We start from the raw sequence: 21430 nt of genomic DNA on the forward strand, positions 1-21430 counted from the left end.
ACAAAAAGGAGTTATAGATAATGAAAAAACTAGTAGTATTTTTAGTAGCTATTTGTTTAATGTTAACCGGGTGTGGTCAAAACAAAACTGCTACTACTAAAAAGACAAAGCAATTAAAAAAGGTGACTGTCGTACTAGACTGGACGCCAAATACAAATCATACTGGGCTATTTGTTGCTAAGGAAAAAGGTTACTTTAAGGAACAAGGACTTGATGTAGATATAATCAGCCCGGGAGAAACAGGTGCAGACCAATTGGTGGCATCAGGTAAAGCAGACTTTGGTGTTTCTTATCAAGAGTCAATTACACAGGCAAGAGTTCAAAATGTACCGATTGTATCAATTGCAGCAATTATTCAACATAATACTTCTGGGTTTGCATCACCGGTGAATAAAGAAATTAAGTCTCCAAAAGATTTCGTTGGAAAAACATATGGTGGATGGGGTTCGCCAGTTGAAAAGGCTATTTTAAAATCACTTATGTCAGAAGAAAATGCTAATGTTAATAAGTTAAATATCGTTAATATGGGTGATGCTGATTTCTTTACAGCAGTTAAAAGAGATATCGATTTTGCATGGATTTATCAAGGATGGACAGGGATTGAAGCAGAGCTACGTGGAGAAAAATTAAACATGATTTATTTAACTGATTATAGTAAAAAGCTAGATTACTATACTCCAGTTTTAGCTACGAATGAAAAAATGATTAGTAAAAACCCTAAAATAGTAAAAGCGTTTGTGGCTGCTGCATCAAAAGGATATAATTTTGCGATTGATAACCCAAAAGAAGCTGCATCGATTTTAATAAAGGATAATCCAGATTTAGATAAAAAATTAGTGGAAAAAAGCCAAGAATGGTTAGCATCTAAATATAAAGATGATGCAGACCGTTGGGGTGAGCAAAAGTTATCGGTTTGGAAAAACTATGCTGATTTCTTAGCTGAAAATAAATTATTAGAAGGAAACTTTAAGCCAAAAGAAGCATTTACGAATGATTTCTTACCAGCGAAATAAGGAGGGGCAAAAATGCAAACTACTTTAATGAGTGTCCAAATTATACCGAAAACAAATAATATTGAGGATGTTATTCCAGCAGTTGATGAAGCAATTAAAATTATTGATGAATCAGGTGTAAAATATCAAGTTCAACCATTGGAAACAACTATGGAAGGTGACTTGAATCAATTATTAATGGTTGTTCAAAAAATGAATGAAAGAATGATTGAAATAGGTTGCCACAATGTAATTACTCAAATGAAAATACTTTATCAACCACAAGGTATTACGATGGATGTGTTAACGGAGAAGTACCGTTAATGAAATTTAAAAATATAAAAGGATGGCAACCAACCGTTGTCATCCTGCTTTTTTTAATTTGCTGGCAGCTAAGTATTAAAATTTGGAAAATTGAATCTTGGTTATTACCAGGACCAATCGCAATCTTTAAAGAAGGAATGAAATCAACTAATTCACTACTTCCTCATATTTCTTCTACAATTCAATTAACGATTATTGGTTTGTTAATTGGTAGTTTATTAGGATTTTTAATCGCATTTTTATTGCATTTAATTCCAGGTGTTAGGGAAGCTTTTTACCCATTATTAATTCTTTCGCAAAATGTACCAATTATCGTATTGGCACCGCTTTTAATTATTTGGTTTGGATTTGGTGTCTTACCTAAATTAATCATTATTTCTCTTGTTTGTTTTTTCCCTGTTACAGTTTCAGCGTTGGATGGTTTCCGACAAACACCAAGTGAACTATTAAATTATATGAAAATGGCGGGAGCATCCAAATCACAAATTTTTTGGAAAGTTGAATTACCTTTTTCTCTACCTTCCATTTTTTCTGGCTTAAAGATTTCAGCGACTTATAGTGTTATGGGAGCAGTTATTTCTGAATGGCTAGGAGCGAAATCTGGAATTGGAGTCTATATGACTTTAGCTTCATCTTCATTTAGAACAGATCGAGTATTTGTTTCAATCTTTATCATTATGTTTTTAAGTATGCTTTTCTTCTTCCTAATAGTTGTAATTGAACGTTTTACTGTTAAATGGAAAGTTAAAGGGGGGAAACGGAAATGACATTACAAGTGGAACAATTATCAAAGAGTTATAGCGGTCATCAAATATTAGAAAATATATCCCTTTATGTAAACGAGGGTGAATTTGTATCGATTCTAGGTCCATCTGGTAGTGGGAAAAGTACGTTGTTCCATCTTATTGGTGGTTTAGTAAAACCAGATTCTGGAGAAGTAAAGTTAAATGGTTCGATTATAAATGGAGAACTTGGTCATGTTAGTTTTATGCCTCAGGATCATTCATTACTTCCTTGGAGAACCATATTAAAAAATATTGTTTTATCACAAGAATTAAAACATAAACCTGATGAAAAATTGGCAAGAGACTGGCTTAAAAGAACAGGTTTAGAAAACTATGAGAATGCTTACCCTAATGAATTATCTGGTGGTATGAAACAAAGAGTTTCATTTTTAAGGTCTCTACTAGCACCGCAGTCGTTCATGTGTATGGATGAGCCTTTTTCAGCTTTAGATGAATTCACTAGACTTGAAATGCAGCAATGGCTTTTATCAATTTGGGAGGAGCAACGACGATCCATTTTATTAGTAACGCATAATATTGATGAAGCGTTGTTACTGTCTGATCGAATATATATTTTTTCTGACAAACCCGCCAAAATCAAAGAAGAAATCATTGTGCCATTTCCAAGACCACGTAAAAAAGAATTATTATTAAGTGATGAATTTACGGAATATAAAAGAAAAATCTACTTGGCTTTAGAGAAGGAGTAATATGATGAAAATGATAGATGCTCATATTCATTTAGATTCTTATGATACTAGTCAAAGAGAAGAAATATTAATTAATTTAGAAAGTTACGAAATCGAGGCGCTCATTTCGGTCTCGATGGATTTAAAATCTAGTAAGAAAAATTTAGAGTTAAAAAATAAAAATAATAGTGTATATCCAGCATTCGGATTTCATCCTGAACAACAAATCCCTTCTGATGAAGAGGCTGATAAATTAATTGAATGGATTAAGAAGCATCAGGATGAAATGATCGCAATCGGAGAAGTTGGATTACCATATTATAAGAATTTAGAAGAACAGATTGATTACGTACCTTATATTCAATTACTAGAAAAATTTATCTCGCTTGCAAAAGAGTTAAATAAACCGATCATATTACATGCAGTTTATGAGGACGCCGAAACCGTATGTAATCTATTAGAAAAGTATTTTATTAAAAAAGCCCATTTTCATTGGTTTAAAGGGGACGAACTTACAATAAATCGGATGATGAAAAATGAGTATTTTATCTCGATTACACCAGATGTATTATATGAATATGAGATTCAAGACTTAGTAAAAAAGTATCCTTTAGAATTAATGATGATAGAAACAGATGGTCCTTGGCCATTTGAAGGGCCTTTTGAGAATGAGTGGACACAACCTAAATTTATGCATCAAACAGTTGCAAAGATAGCTGAGTTAAAAGACATGGATCTATCAAGTGTATATAAAACTTTATATGAAAATACTAAGAAGTTTTATAGCATATAAATAAGAAAATCGTTTTCCAACAGGAAACGATTTTTTTATTTTAATTTTAGATAGGTAAAAAGAGCTAAAATAAAATCCCCCTATAGCAGAGCATCTATCCTAATTTAAAGATAGGCTATTTATCTACTATAAGTAGGATATAAAGTAAAAATTTCAATTTAGATAATCAGATTCTTTACAAGCAAGAAAATAGAGAAGTCTAAAACTTAAGTTTAAATGTAAATACCAAAACCGGCATGTCAATTAGAATGCCGGCAGTATGTTGGTTTGTAGAAGTGTTTCTACAAATGAACTACAGTTCAAGCTCTCCCATACGAAGAAGCTCAATAACTGCTTGTGATCGCCCCTTAACCCCAAGCTTCTGCATTGCATTTGAAATATGATTTCTCACAGTTTTTTCACTTATAAAAAGTTCTTCAGCAATTTCTCTTGTAGTCTTATCTTGAACAAGAAGCTCGAAGACTTCTTTTTCACGCTTTGTGAGTGTGTGCTTTGTTTGATAGTCTCTATCCTTCAACTGTGCTAACCCTCCTTGCTTGACCGAGCTGTTCTTCGGATGGGTATTCATTTAGTCTTTTTATCATATGAACGATAAGTCTTTTAGGTGAATATTTCCAGTAAATTTAGAGCTAGATTTAAATTATTTATTTTTTTCTATTTAGCTTGTTCTAAAAATTGTACAGGCTCGTATAAATAGTAAAAAAGCGTGGGGGGAGTATGGTGATGAAAAAAAGATTGTTAGTAACAGCGGCAGCGGTATGTGGAATTGCAACAATGAGTGGATGTAGTTTACTTCCAACGAAATCTTCAACTGACATTGATCCACCTAAAACTGTAGTTTATAAAAGTGATCAACCTTCAAAAGAAGTGGCAAAGAAAGAGGAAACTGTAAAAAGGGAATTATATTTAATTGACCGTAACGGGTATGTTGTACCGCAAACATTCCAATTACCTAAGTCTACTAGTTTGGCTAAACAAGCGTTAGAGTACTTAGTAAAAGATGGTCCTGTTACAGATGAATTACCGAATGGTTTCCAAGCAGTTTTACCTCCGAATACTGAAGTTTTAGGTGTTCAAACTCAAAAGGATGGTACGATTATTGCTGATTTTTCTCCAGAATTTAAGCAATACCGCGCTGAAGATGAATTAAAAGTGTTTCAAGCTGTAACTTGGACGTTAACTCAATTTGATAATGTTACAAAGGTAAAAATTCGAGTAAACGGAAAAGAGCTTGCATCGATGCCAGTAAATAAAGCGCAGATTGGTGATGGGTTAACAAGAGATGATGGAATTAACTTTGATAAAGGTGACATTGTAGATATCATGAACTCCAGACCTGTTACGCTATATTATGTTTCTCAAGGGGAAATGGGAGACACTTATTATGTACCTGTAACGACTAGGATTTCGAATGCAGAGAAAGATTCATATTCAGCAATCGTAAAGGAACTTGTAAAAGGTCCATCTGAATATTCAAATTTAGTATCCGATTTTGGGACTGATACGAAACTAGTTAGTCAACCTGTTTTCAAAGGCGGTAAGCTAGTACTTAATTTTAACGATGGTATCTATGGGAATATTGCAAAAAATATGATCAATAATGATGTATTACAGCCACTTGTACTTTCTTTAACTGAGCAAAAAGGTGTCAAGTCCATTGAAATTCAAATCAATGGTAAATTAACTGCGCTAGACCAACAAGGCAAGCCTTTAAGCCAACCTGTTTCAAGACCTAAGGATGTTAATACGAAAAAATTGTAAGCCGCTAGTTAGGAAAAAACAATAAATGCCTTTTAATAAAATGGTTTAATTAGTAACCTTGTACAAAAATTGTAATGATTTTTGTACAAGGTTTTTAATTTTATCTTTAAATTACACTTAATAAGTAGAAATGAAATCACATTTTTGTCTATACTAGTATTTGGAAGATTTTGTAGGAGGAACAATCATGACAAGAACAGATGGAAGATTAAATAATGAACTTAGACCTATTGAGATTATTACTCACTATACAAAGCATGCAGAAGGTTCAGTGCTGATCAGTATTGGTGATACGAAGGTAATTTGTAATGCAACAGTTGAGGACCGTGTACCACCATTTTTGAGAAATAGTGGAAAAGGTTGGATTTCAGCTGAATATTCAATGTTACCTAGGGCTACACAAGAGCGTACAATACGTGAATCATCTAAAGGTAAAGTTACTGGTCGAACAATGGAAATTCAACGATTAATAGGAAGAGCGTTAAGAGCAGTAGTTGATTTAGAAGCACTTGGTGAAAAGACAATTTGGATCGATTGTGATGTAATTCAAGCAGATGGAGGAACACGAACTACTTCAATTACTGGTGCATTTGTTGCAATGATGCTTGCTTTTGATAAATTAATTAAAATGGATAAATTGAAATCGTATCCTGTAAAAGATTATTTAGCAGCTACTTCGGTTGGTATTTTAGAAGACCTTGGACCAGTACTAGATTTATATTATGTAGAAGATTCGGCTGCAAGTGTTGATATGAATATTATTATGACTGGAAAAGGACAGTTTGTTGAACTTCAAGGAACTGGTGAAGAAGCAACATTTTCAAGAGAAGAATTAAATGAGTTACTATCTTTAGGTGAATTAGGAATTAAATCTCTAATTGAAAAACAAAAAGAAGTGTTATTACAAGAGGGTATTAAATTTCAATAATCATTTCGAGGAGAGGCTTTAAGGATGGAAACAATCATTATTGCGACAAATAATCAAGGCAAAGTGAAGGATTTTGAAGCACTTTTTAACCCGATGGGATTTCAAGTTAAGTCTTTAAAAGACTTTCCTGAAATTAAAGAAATTGAAGAAACAGGAACTACATTTGAAGAAAATGCGGTTTTAAAAGCTGAGTATTTAGCAAGTGAGTTAAATACGCCAGTCATTGCAGATGACTCTGGTTTAATAGTGGATGCACTTGAAGGTAGACCAGGCGTTTATTCTGCTCGATATGCTGGATTACATAAAAGTGACGAAGATAATTTACAGAAAGTATTAAGTGAACTAGAAGGTGTTTTTCCTGGTAAAAGAACAGCACGATTTTATTGTGCTTTAGCTTTAGCGGTTCCAGGTAAAGAAACAATCACTGTTTATGGTACAGTTGAAGGGTATATTGCCAATGAAAAAAGGGGAACAAACGGTTTTGGCTATGATCCAATATTCTTTTTGCCAGAATTAGATAAAACAATGGCTGAATTAACAACAGATGAAAAAGGTGGCTTAAGTCATCGCGCAAATGCCATTAAATCATTAATGACTGTTATAAAAAAAGAAGATAAAGATTTTTTATTTAGAGGATCAAATTAATGAAAGTACTAATTGTAAGTGATAGCCATGGATTGACAAAACCATTGCAAGAAATCGCCGACCGATATCGTGACAGTGTAGATTTAATGATACACTGTGGAGATTCGGAATTAGAAGTAAATGCTAAGGAACTAAGGGGTTTTAATGTTGTAAGAGGAAATTGTGATTTTAGGGGAGAATTCCCTGAAGAATTTATTCACCGAGGGAATGAATTCACAATCTATGCAACACATGGTCATTTACATGGAATAAAACAGTCATTACAAAAGCTGTATTATCGTTGTAAAGAAGTTGGAGCAACAATTGCTTGCTTCGGTCACTCGCATGTATTAGGAGCCGAAGTAATTGATGGTTTGCTTTTTATTAACCCTGGCAGCATTTTATTACCGAGAATGCGAAAAGAAAAGACTTATGCTATTCTTGAAACAAATGATATGAAAGCTAATGTTACTTTTTATAATACAGATGGAACGGTGCTTACTACTACTTCATTTGAATTATAATGATTTAATGGAGGTTAGTAGCATATACGTTACTAACCTTATCTAAAACAAAATTCGGAGTACTAAAAGCTGGAAACCCCTAATAAACTAAGGTAATTATACAGCTTTAAACTTTTTTCCTTTATTTTGGAAAAAAGTTTTAAAAAAGTGTTGACTTTAATTTGTATAACGACTATACTAAATTATGTCGACAGGGTGATGTCGCGAAGAAATAAAAAAGAAATAAAAAATATGCGGGTGTAGTTTAATGGTAAAATAGAAGCCTTCCAAGCTTCGGTCGTGGGTTCGATTCCCATCACCCGCTCCATATGTCCTGGTAGCTCAGCAGGATAGAGCAACGGCCTTCTAAGCCGTCGGTCGGGGGTTCGAATCCCTCTCAGGACGTCCAAAAGACACTTGTTTTACGAAATGTAAAATAAGTGTCTTTTTTTGTGTTTCAACTACTTTTAATTGAAGAACTTTAGAAATAAAATGATGAATTAAGTTTACTATATAAATTAGAGTAAATTCATATCAATTAATAGAAGTCTAGATCATCATGAAATTTATACTAGATATGTTATTCTAGTATAAATATAAGAGTGGAGTGATATAAATGAATGAAAAAGAATTTTGGAGCTTAATATCCAAAATGCATATTGTTGAAGAACCGTATGAATGGGTAATAAATCATTTAGCTAAACAATCAGAGGAAGAGATAGCTAGTTTTGAAATTCATTTTGAAACTTATTTTTCCAAAGCGTATACCGCAAATCTTTTAGGAGCCGCATGGCTCATCATGGATGGCTGTTCTGAGGATTCATTTACACATTTTAGAGCTTGGTTAATCGGACAAGGAGAACAAGTTTACAAGAAAACGTTAATTGACCCAGATTATTTAGCTGAATACATCTTTCCTATTTATGAAGAAGAAGGACTTACGCCAGAATTAGAAGATATGTTAGATCTAGCTTTACAAGCATATACAATCAAGCGTAAAGGCGATAATGATTGGAATGATCAATTGTGGAATGAGTTCAACTCCCTAATTGAAAGTAAAGGCTATGATTATCCTGAACAACAATTGACGATTGATTGGAAATCAAAAGACGAACTAAAAACTAAGTTTCCAAAGCTATGGAAAAGATTTGGTAATAAACCGTTAGGGTATTAAAGCTAAAAACAGATTCATCCATACACGTATCTTTAATATTTTAAATAATTATAATTCATGATACACTTTTTCATAACTAGTTTGTGCAGGAAATAACAAATGTTAGGGGAGAGTAACATGGAAGACAATATTGTCTTTTTTCCTAAACTGAAGGATCGGATAATAAATTTAGGTAAAAAAGCATTAGAGGAAAAAAATTTTAGTAAAGCTTTAATGTTATGTGATCAATTAAAAGATATGAATGAGCATAATTCACAAACAGAGCTTGCTGCAGTCGCTTGTTTATTAGAAGGAAATCGGGCTAGGGAAGCTAAGGAAAGATGTGAGGATTTAGTTTTCGGCCCATTTGAGAGTGATGAAGCAATTGAAGTATACATAAGCATTTTATTTCAGTTAAAAGAATATGAAGAATTACAAAAAAATATAAAAAAATTACTCACTCAAAAACGAATTGATGAAAATCAGATGGATAAGTTTCAAGCGATGCTCTCATTATCAAAGAAAGTAGTTTCAGATCGTGAAGGCATTAAGGGTGAAGTTCTTAATTTACATATGATCGTTGAAAATTCTGAGTCGATTGATAAGCAACTTGAATTAATTAATGAATTAAGAAGTTTAGATTGTAATCTTGTTATTGATCAAATTAGCGAAATATTAAAAAGCACCAAAGCAAATCCGTTAATTCAAAGTTTTATTTTGTTTATTTTACAAGAACAATCAATCGATAAAGATTTTGAACTTAACAAAGTAAACCAAAGGATGATTTGGAATACATCGGTTTCAGTCGATGAACATAAAATCTTTGTAGATGCTATATTAAAAAAATTAAGTGACGTATTAGAAAGTGAAGACCCTTCTGCTTTCGAAATCGTAAAAACACACTTCCAACACTTTATAACAATTTACTTCCCGTTTATTCCAATACCAGCGGATATAAATATATGGGCAGCTTGTTTTTATTGCATCGGGCAACAATTTTTTGATCGTAGTGTAGATGAAGAGGAATTGAAAGACTTATTTAATGTAGAATATTTTCCTGTAAAAAGTGCAATTGCTTTAGTAAAACGTTTTGAAGATGAAGGATACTTTAATATAAAATGAAAGCAATCAGTATAAAATCATGTTTGCAGAACTTTTCTATACAATAATTTAATTTAAAATGAAATAGTTGAAAAAACATAGATGTTCCATTTGGGCTTCTATGTTTTTTTATGTAAATAAAAGGAATTTGAAAATGTTGGAAGTGGAGAGAAAACCGATTTCCAATTCGAGCGAATGCGATGAGGGTCTTAGGTCATGCCTTGCGGAAAGCGAGCAATAGGGAATGGAAGTCGTCGTTCTACTTTTCAAAGGAACTAAACTGATTTAAAATTCAAAATTAAAAAACCTTAATATTTTCTTCTTATAAAAATAGGAAATATTGAAACAAAAAAGGAATGTGTTATAATAGAATGGTTGTAACGACTATTTACTTAATTATACATGCATTTTCTTTATTAAAATGGACAGGCATGTATAGTACGAAAATACGTAAACACATATATTTTTTTAGATAATTTTGGAGGGAACTAACAATGACTGCTAAATGGGAAAAATTAGAAGCTAACGTTGGTCTATTAACTGTAGAAGTCGAAGCTTCTGAAGTAGATAAAGGTTTAGATGCAGCTTTCAAAAAAGTTGTTAAAACTATCAATGTACCGGGATTCCGTAAAGGTAAATTACCTCGCCCAATTTTCGAACAAAAATTTGGTATTGAAGCACTTTACAATGATGCTTTAGATGTAATTTTACCAGAAGCTTACAGCAAAGCTGTTGTAGAGGTTGGTATTGAGCCAGTTGATCGTCCAGAAGTTGACGTTGAGCAAATGGAAAAAGGTAAAACTTTAATCTTCAAAGCAAAAGTTACTGTAAAACCTGAAGTAAAATTAGGCGAATACAAAGGCTTAGAAGTTGAAGAAATGGATGCAACTGTAACTGACGAAGACGTACAAGCTGAATTAACTACATTACAAGAGCGTCAAGCTGAGTTAGTAGTTAAAGAAGATGGTACTGTTGAAAACGGTGATACAGCTGTAATTGATTTCGAAGGTTTCGTTGATGGCGTAGCTTTCGAAGGTGGAAAAGGTGAAAACTACCCATTAGAAATCGGTTCAGGTTCTTTCATTCCTGGATTTGAAGAAGCTTTAATCGGAGCTAAATCTGGTGTAGAAACGGATGTTAATGTAACATTCCCAGAAGAATACCACAGTGCTGAATTAGCAGGAAAAGCTGCTACTTTCAAAGTAACTGTTCATGAAATTAAAGCGAAAGAACTTCCTGAGTTAAACGACGAGTTTGCTAAAGATGTAAACGACGAAGTAGAAACTTTAGAAGAACTTAAAGCTAAAATCAAAAATGACTTAGTTGAATCTAAAAAATCTCAAGCTGAAGGTAGCTTACGTGATGCTTTAGTTCAAAAAGCAGCTGAAAATGCTGAAATCGAAATCCCAGATGTAATGTTCGAAAGCCAAGTTGACCGTATGGTTAAAGACTTTGAACAACGTATTGCACAACAAGGATTAAACTTAGAGCTTTACTACCAATTCACTGGTACTAAAGAAGAAGATCTTCGTGCTCAAATGCGTCAAGATGCTGAAGCTCGTGTAAGAATCGACTTAACAATCGATGCGATCATCGAAGCTGAAAAAATCGATGCAACTGAAGAAGAAATGAACGAAGAATTAGCTCGTTTATCTTCAATGTACAACGTTCCTTCTGAGCAATTAGTAACTATGCTAGGTGGAACTGACGCTGTACGTGATGATATTCAAATCCGTAAAGCTGTTGAATTATTAGTAGATAGCAGAAAAAAATAAGCGTTAAATAAACATATATTGACTTAAACAAGGCGCGAGATTTTTCGTGCCTTGTTTTTAAATAATGAAATATTTGGTAAAGTGAACTGTTTCCTTTAAAATATGCATATACATATGTTAGAATCTGTTATACAGATTTTAAAAAATAATTGTGGCTATACTAAAAATAATTCTTCAAAAGAAGGATTATTAGCTTTAGATTAGAATATATATATTCTAAAAATTTAAACAATTTTAGAGTAGTAATTAATTGCTTTGTTTATTTTGTATGCTATTATATAGCTACAAGATACATATTTTTTTCGATTACATACATATTGAGTGTTTTTAGAAATTTTAAGAGGGAGTGAACATATGTTCAAATTTAACGAAGAAAAAGGACAGCTAAAATGTTCGTTCTGTGGGAAGTCACAGTCTCAGGTTAGAAAATTAGTTGCAGGACCTGGTGTATATATTTGTGACGAGTGTATTGAGCTTTGTACTGAAATTGTTCAAGAAGAGCTAGCAAAAGAAGAGGAAGTAGAGTTTAAAGACGTTCCGAAACCGAAAGAAATTTGCGAAATTCTTGATGAATACGTTATTGGACAGGACAATGCGAAAAAAGCGTTATCTGTTGCTGTATATAATCACTACAAACGTATTAATTCAAATAGCAAAATTGATGAGGTTGAATTATCAAAAAGTAATATTGCAATGATTGGGCCAACTGGTAGTGGTAAAACATTATTAGCTCAAACTTTAGCACGTATTTTAAATGTACCATTTGCGATTGCAGATGCAACTTCATTAACTGAAGCTGGATATGTTGGGGAAGATGTTGAAAACATTCTTTTAAAATTAATCCAAGCAGCTGATTATGATGTCGAACGCGCTGAAAAAGGTATTATTTATATCGATGAAATTGATAAAGTTGCACGTAAGTCTGAGAACCCTTCAATTACACGTGATGTGTCAGGTGAAGGTGTTCAGCAAGCACTTTTAAAAATTCTTGAAGGAACAGTCGCAAGCGTACCTCCTCAAGGTGGTCGTAAGCATCCACATCAAGAATTCATTCAAATTGATACGACAAATATTTTATTTATTTGTGGTGGAGCATTTGATGGGATCGAACAAATTATCAAACGCCGTTTAGGTAAAAAGGTAATTGGTTTCAGTGGTGATTCTGAAAAGAGTGATTTAAACTCAAAAGAAATCTTAAACCATGTATTACCAGAAGACTTATTACGATTTGGTTTAATTCCGGAGTTCATCGGTCGTTTACCAGTTTTAGCTAATTTAGAGCAACTTGATGAAGCATCGTTAGTTGAAATTTTAACTAAACCAAAAAATGCTTTAATTAAGCAATATCAAAAATTACTAGAGCTTGACCAAGTTGAACTTGAGTTTGAGGATAACGCATTAATTGAAATTGCTAAAAAAGCAATTGAGCGTAAAACTGGAGCTCGTGGACTACGTTCGATCATTGAAGGGATTATGTTAGATATTATGTTTGAATTACCTTCACGTGAGGATATCCAAAAATGTATTATCTCAGCAGAAACTGTTAAAACTGGCGCAGCTCCTAAGCTTGTACTAGAAGATGGAACTGAATTAGAGTTAAAGAAAAAAGCAAATAAATTAGCTTAATTAAGGAACCAAATGCATTTTGCATTTGGTTTTTTATTTTGACTTTTTTAAGTGATTTTTTTAAATCTTTCTTAAATGCATAGAAACTTTACGTAGTAAACCTTATCTTTAATTTTTTAAATTTGGTTTATCCTTCCATTTAGAGGGCGATACTAAAATTAATTTCTACTTCAGTGGAGGGGTAAAGAATGAGTTTAACAACTATTATATTATTAGCTCAATTAGCATTAGGTACAATCGTTGCATTGTATTTTATTCATTTATTAAAGGGTCAACGAACAACTAAAGTTTCGATTGACAGGGAATCTAAAAAAGAAATGGAGCAGTTACGTAAATTAAAGTCAATCTCTTTAACTGTTCCGTTAGCAGAGAGAGTTAGACCAACTACTTTTGATGATATAGTTGGCCAAGAGGATGGAATCAAAGCGTTAAAAGCCTCACTGTGCAGTGCTAATCCTCAACATGTAATCATTTATGGGCCGCCTGGTGTCGGAAAAACGGCAGCGGCTAGACTTGTATTAGAAGAAGCGAAAAAGAGCCCGAATACACCTTTTAAACAAGATGCAGTATTTATAGAATTAGACGCTACAACTGCTCGATTTGATGAAAGAGGAATTGCAGATCCTTTAATTGGTTCTGTACACGATCCTATCTATCAAGGTGCAGGTGCGATGGGGCAAGCAGGTGTTCCTCAACCTAAAAAAGGGGCAGTAACCGATGCACATGGAGGGATTTTATTTATTGATGAAATTGGCGAGCTTCATCCAATTCAAATGAATAAAATGCTGAAGGTACTTGAAGACCGTAAAGTAAAATTTGAGAGTGCTTATTACCAAGAAGAAAATCCTTCTATACCAGCACATATTCATGAAATTTTTAAACACGGTTTACCAGCAGATTTTAGATTAGTTGGTGCAACAACAAGATCTCCAGAAGATATCCCACCGGCAATTCGTTCACGTTGTTTAGAAATATTTTTCAGAGAATTAGAACAGGATGAAATTCAGGCAGTAGCTAAACGATCTGCTGAAAAAATTGAAATAAGCCTCTCAGAAAAAGCCTTAGAATTAGTAGGTACATATGCAAAAAATGGTCGTGAAGCGATTAACTTAATTCAGTTAGCGGGCGGGATGGTTTTAACTTCTGGACGAAAAGAATTAATAGAAGATGATATTGGGTGGGTTGTTTCTGTAAGTCGTTTATCACCAAGACTTGTTAACAAAATTCCAGAAGCGCCAACAGTTGGATTGGTGAACGGTTTAGCTGTTTATGGAGCAAATATTGGTGCGTTACTACCGATTGAAGTAATTGCAATGAAGGCAAAAGAAATCGGTAAAGGTTCAATTACGATTACTGGCATTGTTGAGGAAGAAAGCTTAGGTAATCAGGCTAAATCCATTCGTAGAAAAAGTATGGCAAAAGGCTCTTTAGAAAATGTTACGACAATCTTACGAAAAATTGGTGTACCAATCGATGACTTTACGATTCACATTAATTTTCCAAGTGGCGCATTAATTGACGGCCCATCTGCAGGGATTGCAATGGTAGTTGGTATTTTTTCAGCTGTTAACAATGTACCAGTTTTAAATACAATTGCTCTGACTGGTGAAATGAGCATTCAAGGTGATGTAAAACCAGTTGGCGGTGTTCCAGAAAAAGTAAAGGCAGCCGTTAAAGCAGGAGCAACAAAAATTATTGTTCCGAAAGAGAACGATCAAGCTACATTACATCAATATAAAGGTGTAGAAATATTAGCAGTAGATCGCATAGAAAAAGTTCTCCATGAAGTCTTTAAAGATAATTGGAAATTTGAACTACCAGCTGAAACAAAAACTGATTTCCAGCAATTAACATTGTTTGAAGAGAATCAATCGCAATCTATGTAGATAAAAATAAGTGTTTGTTAGTAAAGTTGCAAAAGGCATCAATATTAATATTTAGTTTAGTAAACAACAAAGGAGCAACGACTATAGTCGTTGCTCCTTTGTTGTTTACTAAAGTCCAAAATAGATTAAATTTTATTTAACGTACCTTTTAGATTATGAACTTTGAAAAACAATTATTTAAATTTATTATCTAATTAGTAGCCTATTATTCAGAATATTCCATCTAATTTTTTTTCAGCAAGTGGTAATAAAAAGAATTTAGGAATATAGAGCATTTAGTATTTACCTTTTGGGAGAGTATTGATTGTGGGGACGTGTAAATAAAAAATTTACGTTTGGAATTAAAAAGAATAGGGGATGGGAATATGAACATTTTAGTTTTAGTGAAGCAGACTTTTGATACGGAAGAGAAAATTGTGATTCAGAACAATGTTGTTAGTGAAGAGGGAGTAAACTTCATTATCAATCCTTATGATGAATATGCAATTGAAGAAGCGATTAAACTGCGGGATGAACATGGTGGAATTGTAACCGTTATCACAGTAGGAACAGAACGCTCAGAAAGTGCACTGCGTACAGCACTAGCTATGGGAGCGGATAATGCAGTAATTGTGGAGAGCGAAGATTTTGAACTTGATGAATACATTACTGCAAAAATTCTTGCTGCAGTTATTAAAGAACGTGAATTTGATATTATTTTAGGTGGAAATGTAGCAGTAGACTATGGTTCTGGACAAATAGGGCCACGTCTGGCAGAAGAACTTAATATTGCACAAGTTACGACGATTACTAAGCTCGAGATCAGCAATAATGAAGCTATAATCGAGCGGGATGTAGAAGGGGATAAAGAGATCATCCAAGTTTCTCTCCCTGTATTAATTACTGCCCAACAAGGATTAAATGAACCACGTTACCCATCGCTGCCTGGAATTATGAAAGCGAAGAAAAAGCCAATAGAGCGTATAGAATTAGATGATTTAGATATTGAAGTTGAAGCTGAAGTAAAAACGGCGGTAATGGAAACCTTTTATCCAACGAAAAAGGGAGCAGGTCGTATTCTAACTGGTGATATCAATAATCAGGTAATGGAACTAGCATCATTACTTCGTAGGGAAGCAAAAGTAATTTAATAATCTAGGGGGAAGAAAGAATATGAGAAAAGTACTTGTACTAACAGAAGCTAAGGCTGGTAATTTAAGAAGTGTTTCACTTGAAGTATTGACGTCAGCAAGGCGTATTGCAGAAGGCGGAGAAATTATTGCTGTTGCGATTGGTAGTAACTCTACTCATTATGCCAATATTTTAGGTAAACACGGAGCAAATAAAGTTTATATCATTAGCAACGAAAAATTGGATGTGTATACAACTGATGCATACGCTCAAGCGATGCGTCAAGTCATTGAAGATGTCGAGCCAGATGCAATTTTATTTCCTCATACGGCTATTGGGAAAGATCTTGCACCACGCATTGCTGCACGTTTTGGCCTTGGTCTTGTGTCAGATGTCATTGACGTACAGATTGAAGATGATGATGTAATTTTTACGCGTCCAATTTATTCAGGGAAAGCGTTTGAGAAAAAGAAAGCAGTTTCTAGTATTCCTTTTGCAACAGTCCGGCCGAATAATATTGCAGTAGAGAAAGCTGGAGGTACTATTGAGGTTGTGTGGTTTAATGTTGAAATTAATGACGTACGTACAGTCGTCAAAGATGTTGTACGAAAGGCTACTGGAGGTGTAGATCTATCAGAAGCGAAAATTGTTATCTCTGGAGGACGTGGAGTCAAATCTGAAGAAGGATTTCAGCCTCTCCTAGAGCTTGCGGAGGTTCTTGGTGGTGCAGTAGGTGCATCTCGTGGTGCATGTGATGCAGATTACTGTGATTACTCTTTACAGATTGGTCAAACAGGTAAGGTCGTTACACCTGACTTGTATATTGCCTGTGGTATTTCAGGCGCGATACAGCATTTGGCTGGCATGTCGAACTCAAAGGTTGTTGTAGCGATAAATAAAGATCCTGAAGCTCCAATTTTTCAGGTTGCTGATTATGGCATCGTCGGTGATTTATTCGAAGTAGTTCCAATGCTTACGGAAGAATTCAAAAAAGTACTAGTAAACGCATAAATAAAAAAAATCATTCGTCAGGCATTCCTCCGAGTAATAAGGGGAGTGCCGTTTGAAATCGTTTACGAGCTTTTTTTTTAAAACGAATCTGAATAGGAGATGGAAACTTTATGATGTTGAAAAAAATAGTGGAAGAATATGAAACGATAAAAGGAAATTTGAAAAAAGCCCAAAAGCTATATGGAGAACATTCTGATCATGTAAGCGAGTATCAAAATCAACTAGATAATCTTTGTATTCGATATTTCGGAAGTAAGCCGACCAATAAACATATGAATAGTAATCGTTAATGTTTAGGCGGGATGTTGGTTGATCATTTTAAAATACATCGTTAATCTATCGGTTTTTTCAACATTTGTTATCATTCCATTAGTTATCCATTCTTTTTTCAATTATATACCAGTTAAAAAGGTTCGACGTTGGGCCGGTTTATATGCTGTTCTTTTTATAGTTATACTCGTATTGTTATCCATTAACCAACTTGGTTATTCTTTTGATTTGCGAATTGCAATAGTCATTGTTGCTTTTTCTTATCTTGGACCAGTAACTGGATTAGTTACTGGATACGTTGCTTTAGTTGCGAGACTTTATGAAAATGATATTTGGTTTGGTTCTATTTATGCTTGGACACTTCTAATGGTTGGATTTTTAGCTATTAATTTTTATTTTTCAAAACTCACAACGATAAAAAGAGTCCTAATTTTATTTTGTACTTATGCGTGTAGCTATTTGGTTATTGAATCTATTTTTTACAACATAAAAGAGCATCCTTTCATTCATTTTGAATATCTATTATTTGTTTGTTTAGGAGTTATAATTGCTATATTAATAATTGAGTCATATCTTAGACTGTATGAATTAAATAGTAAACTTGAATATATGTATAAGAAAGTTGGAAAAAGTGAATTAAAGTACCGATTAATAGTAGAGAATACGGTGGACATGACGGTGGTGCTCAATAAAAGTATGTCTTTACTTTATTATTCGCCTTCTCATTTGGTGATATTAGGGTATGAAGAATCAGAACTGGAAGGTATTAAATTTCAATCTCTTATTCATCCTGACGATTATAGTAATTTTCGAGATATGTTAAATGTCATGTTTCAAAATAAAAAAGCTCAATCGGTCATTTTTCGAATCCAAAATAAAAAAGGGGAATGGATTGAATTAGAGTCCAGTTTAATGCCCGTCAAGAGGGAAGACGAATCAATTGAACATATTGTCGTAAATAGCAGAGATATCTCGGAACGAAGAAAAGTTGAAGAGAGTCTGTTGCAATCTGAAAAATTATCAATTGTCAGTGAATTAGCAGCCGGAGTAGCACATGAAATACGAAATCCTCTCACGACAATAAAGGGGTTTGTTCAACTTTATAAGAAAGAAAATAAATCTGTTGTATATAGTGACTTGCTACTAAATGAACTAGACCGAATTGAAGAAATCACCAGCGAGCTTCTTACTTTAGGAAAACCCCAATCATTTAAACGTCACATTATTAATGTACAAGAATTAATGGAAAATACACTTGAATTATTAACCTTACAGCTTGGCAATAATGCTATACAATTTAAACTGAATGTGGAACACTCTTCCATTATGATTGCCTGTGAAAAGAACCAATTAAAACAAGTATTTCTTAATGTCCTTAAAAATGCGGTAGAATCGATGGAAGCTGGTGGTGAAATTAATATTAATATAAGTCAAACTTCATGTAGCGAGTGTATCATTTCAATTCGAGATCAGGGGTGTGGCATTCCGGAAGACCTACTTCCACGTTTAGGCGAGCCCTTTTACTCTTTAAAGGACAAAGGCACCGGACTAGGATTGATGGTCTGCCATAAAATTATAGAGCAACACAATGGTAAAATCACCTACTCTAGTAAAGTAAACGAGGGAACACTTATTGAGATTATCCTACCATTAGTAAGTTGATAAAAAAGAATAATATAGGTAGAGATAAATCAAATCTAAAAAATGGAAAGTAAACAATAAAGGAATTACATTTAAATGTGAATACTGAAAAAGTAATGAGTAAACTAGGTAATTCCGAATCAGAAATAGTTGAAGTGAAAAAAATAATATAAATGAGGAGGTTATATTGATGGATTTTTCATTAACAGCAGAACAAAAAAGTGTAAAAAAGGTAGTAAGATCTTTTGTAGACCGTGAAATTATTCCATTTATTAAGGAGTGGGATGAAAAGGGACACTTTGAATCAAATATTCTAACACGCCTTGCTGAATTAGAATTAATGGGAGTATGTATTCCAGAACAATATGGAGGAGTTGGAATGGACTATAATACTTTAGCAATTGTCTGTGAGGAGTTAGAACGAGGAGACACAGCTTTCCGTACTGCTGTTTCTGTACATACCGGTTTAAATAGTATGACCTTATTACAGTGGGGAAATGAAGGACAAAAACAAAAATATCTAGTACCTCAAGCGCAAGGTAAGAAAATTGGCGCATTTGGATTAACAGAACCAAATGCAGGATCTGATGTAGTAGCAATGACGACCACAGCTGTTAAAGATGGCGATAGCTATATTTTAAATGGATCTAAAACATGGATTTCTTTATGTGATGTGGCTGACCATTTCTTAATTTTTGCTAAAACAAACCATGACTTAAAGCATCAAGGTATATCCTGCTTTATTGTAGAACGTACATTTGAAGGCGTTTCCACTAAAGCAATCAAAGGAAAGATGGGTATTAGAGCAGGGAATACTGGTGAAGTGTTTTTAGATGATGTAAGAGTACCTGCTGAAAACTTATTAGGTATTGAAGGAGAAGGCTTTAAAATTGCCATGTCTGCACTAGATAACGGACGATTTACAGTTGCCGCTGGTGCTTGTGGATTAATCCAGGCATCACTTGAAGCAAGTATAAAATATTGTCATGAGAGAAAGACCTTTGGTAAGGAAATTGGTAAGCATCAGCTTGTTCAACAAATGATTGCTAATATGTCTTCTAACCTTGAAATCTCACGTCTATTAGTCTATAAAGCTGGCTGGTTAAAAAATAACGGTAAGAGAAATACAAGAGAAACTTCACTAGCAAAATGGATTTCTTGTAATGCCGCAAATGAAGCTGCAAACGACGCTGTTCAAATTCATGGTGCATATGGATTCTCTAATGAATTCCCCGTAGAGCGTTATTTAAGAAACTCAAAAGCGCCGGTAATTTATGAAGGAACAAGAGAGATTCATACAATTATGCAAGCTGAGTATGAGCTTGGCTATAGAGAAGACAAAATTTTAAGAGAAATGCTTCCTTCATGGCCATTTGATGATGTTAAAGTAAAAACAGTTAACTCTTAATTTATATAATTTTAGAATTCTAAAAAAGACGACTTTAAGTTTGAATTTTGACTTTAAAGTCGTCTTTTTTAATAGGTGCTGTGTGGATCTTATTAAAATTTTATTGTTCCTTTTTTAAACTATTGACTTGAAGATTGAGTTCTTTCATAAACGCCTGGGAAGCAGCAGAATAATGTTGATTTTTTAAGCGAATGCAGTAATAGGACATTTTAGAATCTAATCCTAGAACAGGCTTTACAATAATATCTTCGCGTCTGTAAAATGGATCGAATTTAGCTGTTAATTCAGGCTCAAATGAGACAGCTAATCCCTCTGCAATAAAATACTTCCTTGTATCAGAATTTTGCGATTGAATTTGTATATTGAAATTATCATGTTCTCCAAATAATTGAGAAAAATATTTATCTTTACCGTTACTGTTTTTAAAAGATAGTGCAAGTGGTTGTTTTAAAATATCTTCAATGTTAATCTGATTTAATTTAGCCAAATTAGAATCTTTTCTAAAACAGATCATCATTCGGCTATCTAATAGATGTGTTGAAATAAGCATCTGATTTTCTTTCCCAGATGGAAATGGGTTAAAGGTTAAACCTATATCAGCTTTGCCGTTTAAAACGTCCTTACGAACTTGACTAGGGCCTGTTTCTTTAATCTCAAGAGTTATTCCTGGGAATTTTGATTTTAGTTTTGCGGAAGCTTTTGGAATAATACCTTTACATAAACTAGTAACCGCTGAAATTGATATAAGTCCCTCTATATCCGAAGAGTCACTTTTAGCCTCTAGTTTAAATTCTTCTATACTATTTAAAATCCGTTGCGCCTTTATTATTAGTCTTTTTCCAATTTCGGTCGGCTCTAAGCCAGTTCTATAACGTTCAAATATCTTCACACCAAGTTCTTCCTCAAGACCACTAATTGCTAGACTTATACCAGGAGAAGATACATAAAGCCGTTCAGACGTATTTGCAATAGAGCCGGTTTTTGCTATCTCAGTGATATATAATAGTTGCTCGATACGCATAGATTCCTCCATAGAATATAAATATCATA

21 protein-coding genes and 2 tRNA genes are annotated in these 21430 nt (G+C 33.6%); 21 read left to right on the forward strand and 2 right to left on the reverse strand.

The genetic code is table 11. The features are described 5' to 3' along the window. Nucleotides 1-20: 20 nt before the first annotated feature. From MY490_RS05000 to MY490_RS05020, 5 genes are read left to right on the forward strand one after another with little or no spacing between them, the layout of a single operon-like run. Entirely contained in the window at nucleotides 21-1013 is a 993-nt protein-coding gene (locus MY490_RS05000; protein WP_248268246.1) for an ABC transporter substrate-binding protein, read from the forward strand. Between the two features lie 12 nt (nucleotides 1014-1025). Further along, on the forward strand, nucleotides 1026-1316 hold the full coding sequence (locus MY490_RS05005) for a thiamine-binding protein (RefSeq protein WP_069035213.1): 291 nt from the start codon (nucleotides 1026-1028) through the stop codon (nucleotides 1314-1316). Beyond that, on the forward strand, nucleotides 1316-2083 hold the full coding sequence (locus tag MY490_RS05010) for an ABC transporter permease (RefSeq protein WP_248268247.1): 768 nt from the start codon (nucleotides 1316-1318) through the stop codon (nucleotides 2081-2083). The genes MY490_RS05005 and MY490_RS05010 overlap by 1 nt, the downstream gene beginning before the upstream one ends. Continuing rightward, nucleotides 2080-2811, forward strand: a complete 732-nt coding sequence (locus MY490_RS05015; RefSeq protein ID WP_248268248.1) for an ABC transporter ATP-binding protein — start codon at nucleotides 2080-2082, stop codon at nucleotides 2809-2811. The genes MY490_RS05010 and MY490_RS05015 overlap by 4 nt, the downstream gene beginning before the upstream one ends. Before the next feature lies 1 nt (nucleotide 2812). Then, entirely contained in the window at nucleotides 2813-3583 is a 771-nt protein-coding gene (locus tag MY490_RS05020) for a TatD family hydrolase (protein ID WP_248268249.1), read from the forward strand. A gap of 292 nt (nucleotides 3584-3875) precedes the next feature. Here MY490_RS05020 and MY490_RS05025 read toward each other — a convergent pair whose 3' ends face one another. Next, nucleotides 3876-4100 carry a helix-turn-helix domain-containing protein gene (locus MY490_RS05025; protein WP_056472461.1) on the reverse strand — a complete coding sequence of 75 codons (225 nt, stop codon included), beginning with the start codon at nucleotides 4098-4100 and terminating at the stop codon, nucleotides 3876-3878. A gap of 200 nt (nucleotides 4101-4300) precedes the next feature. On the opposite strand from MY490_RS05025, the gene MY490_RS05030 reads away from it, so the two are divergent. The 16 genes from MY490_RS05030 (at nucleotide 4301) to MY490_RS05105 (ending at nucleotide 20380) form a co-directional block, all read left to right on the forward strand. Then, a complete protein-coding gene (locus tag MY490_RS05030) occupies nucleotides 4301-5344 on the forward strand; it encodes a GerMN domain-containing protein (protein WP_248268250.1) in 1044 nt (347 codons plus the stop codon). A 187-nt stretch (nucleotides 5345-5531) separates the two neighbouring features. Next, nucleotides 5532-6272 (forward strand): ribonuclease PH, encoded by a 741-nt coding sequence (rph, locus tag MY490_RS05035; RefSeq protein ID WP_069035208.1) that lies wholly within the window; start codon nucleotides 5532-5534, stop codon nucleotides 6270-6272. A 24-nt stretch (nucleotides 6273-6296) separates the two neighbouring features. Continuing rightward, on the forward strand, nucleotides 6297-6917 hold the full coding sequence (locus MY490_RS05040; RefSeq protein WP_248268251.1) for an XTP/dITP diphosphatase: 621 nt from the start codon (nucleotides 6297-6299) through the stop codon (nucleotides 6915-6917). Beyond that, on the forward strand, nucleotides 6917-7420 hold the full coding sequence (locus tag MY490_RS05045; RefSeq protein WP_248268252.1) for a metallophosphoesterase family protein: 504 nt from the start codon (nucleotides 6917-6919) through the stop codon (nucleotides 7418-7420). The genes MY490_RS05040 and MY490_RS05045 overlap by 1 nt, the downstream gene beginning before the upstream one ends. 233 nt (nucleotides 7421-7653) lie before the next feature. Then, a tRNA-Gly gene (locus MY490_RS05050) sits at nucleotides 7654-7727 on the forward strand. A 3-nt stretch (nucleotides 7728-7730) separates the two neighbouring features. Beyond that, nucleotides 7731-7804 (forward strand) — tRNA-Arg (locus MY490_RS05055). Between the two features lie 211 nt (nucleotides 7805-8015). After that, the gene (locus tag MY490_RS05060; protein WP_248268253.1) at nucleotides 8016-8573 is read left to right on the forward strand and encodes a DUF4240 domain-containing protein; all 558 of its coding nucleotides are present in this window, start codon (nucleotides 8016-8018) and stop codon (nucleotides 8571-8573) included. Nucleotides 8574-8690: 117 nt separating this feature from the next. Next, on the forward strand, nucleotides 8691-9674 hold the full coding sequence (locus MY490_RS05065; RefSeq protein WP_248268254.1) for a hypothetical protein: 984 nt from the start codon (nucleotides 8691-8693) through the stop codon (nucleotides 9672-9674). Nucleotides 9675-10147: 473 nt separating this feature from the next. Next, nucleotides 10148-11428: a trigger factor gene (gene tig / locus MY490_RS05070; RefSeq protein WP_248268255.1), complete on the forward strand. Its 1281-nt coding sequence runs from the start codon at nucleotides 10148-10150 to the stop codon at nucleotides 11426-11428. A 354-nt stretch (nucleotides 11429-11782) separates the two neighbouring features. Further along, nucleotides 11783-13054 (forward strand): ATP-dependent protease ATP-binding subunit ClpX, encoded by a 1272-nt coding sequence (gene clpX / locus MY490_RS05075; RefSeq protein WP_248268256.1) that lies wholly within the window; start codon nucleotides 11783-11785, stop codon nucleotides 13052-13054. A 188-nt stretch (nucleotides 13055-13242) separates the two neighbouring features. Next, nucleotides 13243-14940, forward strand: coding sequence for an ATP-dependent protease LonB (gene lonB / locus MY490_RS05080; protein WP_248268257.1), 1698 nt, complete (start codon nucleotides 13243-13245; stop codon nucleotides 14938-14940). 365 nt (nucleotides 14941-15305) lie between these two features. Then, nucleotides 15306-16070: an electron transfer flavoprotein subunit beta/FixA family protein gene (locus MY490_RS05085; RefSeq protein ID WP_248268258.1), complete on the forward strand. Its 765-nt coding sequence runs from the start codon at nucleotides 15306-15308 to the stop codon at nucleotides 16068-16070. Between the two features lie 22 nt (nucleotides 16071-16092). Then, nucleotides 16093-17061 (forward strand): electron transfer flavoprotein subunit alpha/FixB family protein, encoded by a 969-nt coding sequence (locus tag MY490_RS05090; RefSeq protein WP_248268259.1) that lies wholly within the window; start codon nucleotides 16093-16095, stop codon nucleotides 17059-17061. Between the two features lie 110 nt (nucleotides 17062-17171). Next, nucleotides 17172-17351, forward strand: a complete 180-nt coding sequence (locus MY490_RS05095) for a hypothetical protein (protein WP_248268260.1) — start codon at nucleotides 17172-17174, stop codon at nucleotides 17349-17351. 19 nt (nucleotides 17352-17370) lie between these two features. Further along, on the forward strand, nucleotides 17371-18993 hold the full coding sequence (locus tag MY490_RS05100) for an ATP-binding protein (protein WP_248268261.1): 1623 nt from the start codon (nucleotides 17371-17373) through the stop codon (nucleotides 18991-18993). Between the two features lie 169 nt (nucleotides 18994-19162). After that, nucleotides 19163-20380, forward strand: coding sequence for an acyl-CoA dehydrogenase family protein (locus MY490_RS05105; protein ID WP_248268262.1), 1218 nt, complete (start codon nucleotides 19163-19165; stop codon nucleotides 20378-20380). Between the two features lie 100 nt (nucleotides 20381-20480). Here MY490_RS05105 and MY490_RS05110 read toward each other — a convergent pair whose 3' ends face one another. Further along, the gene (locus MY490_RS05110; protein WP_248268263.1) at nucleotides 20481-21401 is read right to left on the reverse strand and encodes a LysR family transcriptional regulator; all 921 of its coding nucleotides are present in this window, start codon (nucleotides 21399-21401) and stop codon (nucleotides 20481-20483) included. Nucleotides 21402-21430: the final 29 nt, after the last annotated feature.

Source organism: Gottfriedia acidiceleris (assembly GCF_023115465.1).
In the GTDB taxonomy this organism is placed as follows: domain Bacteria; phylum Bacillota; class Bacilli; order Bacillales; family Bacillaceae_G; genus Gottfriedia; species Gottfriedia acidiceleris_B.

Coding starts and splice junctions, on each gene's coding strand:
- MY490_RS05000 (WP_248268246.1), top strand. CDS start 21: ATGAAAAAACTAGTAGTATTTTTAGTAGCTATTTGTTTAATGTTAACC.
- MY490_RS05005 (WP_069035213.1), top strand. CDS start 1,026: ATGCAAACTACTTTAATGAGTGTCCAAATTATACCGAAAACAAATAAT.
- MY490_RS05010 (WP_248268247.1), top strand. CDS start 1,316: ATGAAATTTAAAAATATAAAAGGATGGCAACCAACCGTTGTCATCCTG.
- MY490_RS05015 (WP_248268248.1), top strand. CDS start 2,080: ATGACATTACAAGTGGAACAATTATCAAAGAGTTATAGCGGTCATCAA.
- MY490_RS05020 (WP_248268249.1), top strand. CDS start 2,813: ATGATGAAAATGATAGATGCTCATATTCATTTAGATTCTTATGATACT.
- MY490_RS05030 (WP_248268250.1), top strand. CDS start 4,301: ATGGTGATGAAAAAAAGATTGTTAGTAACAGCGGCAGCGGTATGTGGA.
- rph (WP_069035208.1), top strand. CDS start 5,532: ATGACAAGAACAGATGGAAGATTAAATAATGAACTTAGACCTATTGAG.
- MY490_RS05040 (WP_248268251.1), top strand. CDS start 6,297: ATGGAAACAATCATTATTGCGACAAATAATCAAGGCAAAGTGAAGGAT.
- MY490_RS05045 (WP_248268252.1), top strand. CDS start 6,917: ATGAAAGTACTAATTGTAAGTGATAGCCATGGATTGACAAAACCATTG.
- MY490_RS05060 (WP_248268253.1), top strand. CDS start 8,016: ATGAATGAAAAAGAATTTTGGAGCTTAATATCCAAAATGCATATTGTT.
- MY490_RS05065 (WP_248268254.1), top strand. CDS start 8,691: ATGGAAGACAATATTGTCTTTTTTCCTAAACTGAAGGATCGGATAATA.
- tig (WP_248268255.1), top strand. CDS start 10,148: ATGACTGCTAAATGGGAAAAATTAGAAGCTAACGTTGGTCTATTAACT.
- clpX (WP_248268256.1), top strand. CDS start 11,783: ATGTTCAAATTTAACGAAGAAAAAGGACAGCTAAAATGTTCGTTCTGT.
- lonB (WP_248268257.1), top strand. CDS start 13,243: ATGAGTTTAACAACTATTATATTATTAGCTCAATTAGCATTAGGTACA.
- MY490_RS05085 (WP_248268258.1), top strand. CDS start 15,306: ATGAACATTTTAGTTTTAGTGAAGCAGACTTTTGATACGGAAGAGAAA.
- MY490_RS05090 (WP_248268259.1), top strand. CDS start 16,093: ATGAGAAAAGTACTTGTACTAACAGAAGCTAAGGCTGGTAATTTAAGA.
- MY490_RS05095 (WP_248268260.1), top strand. CDS start 17,172: ATGATGTTGAAAAAAATAGTGGAAGAATATGAAACGATAAAAGGAAAT.
- MY490_RS05105 (WP_248268262.1), top strand. CDS start 19,163: ATGGATTTTTCATTAACAGCAGAACAAAAAAGTGTAAAAAAGGTAGTA.
- MY490_RS05110 (WP_248268263.1), bottom strand. CDS start 21,401: ATGCGTATCGAGCAACTATTATATATCACTGAGATAGCAAAAACCGGC.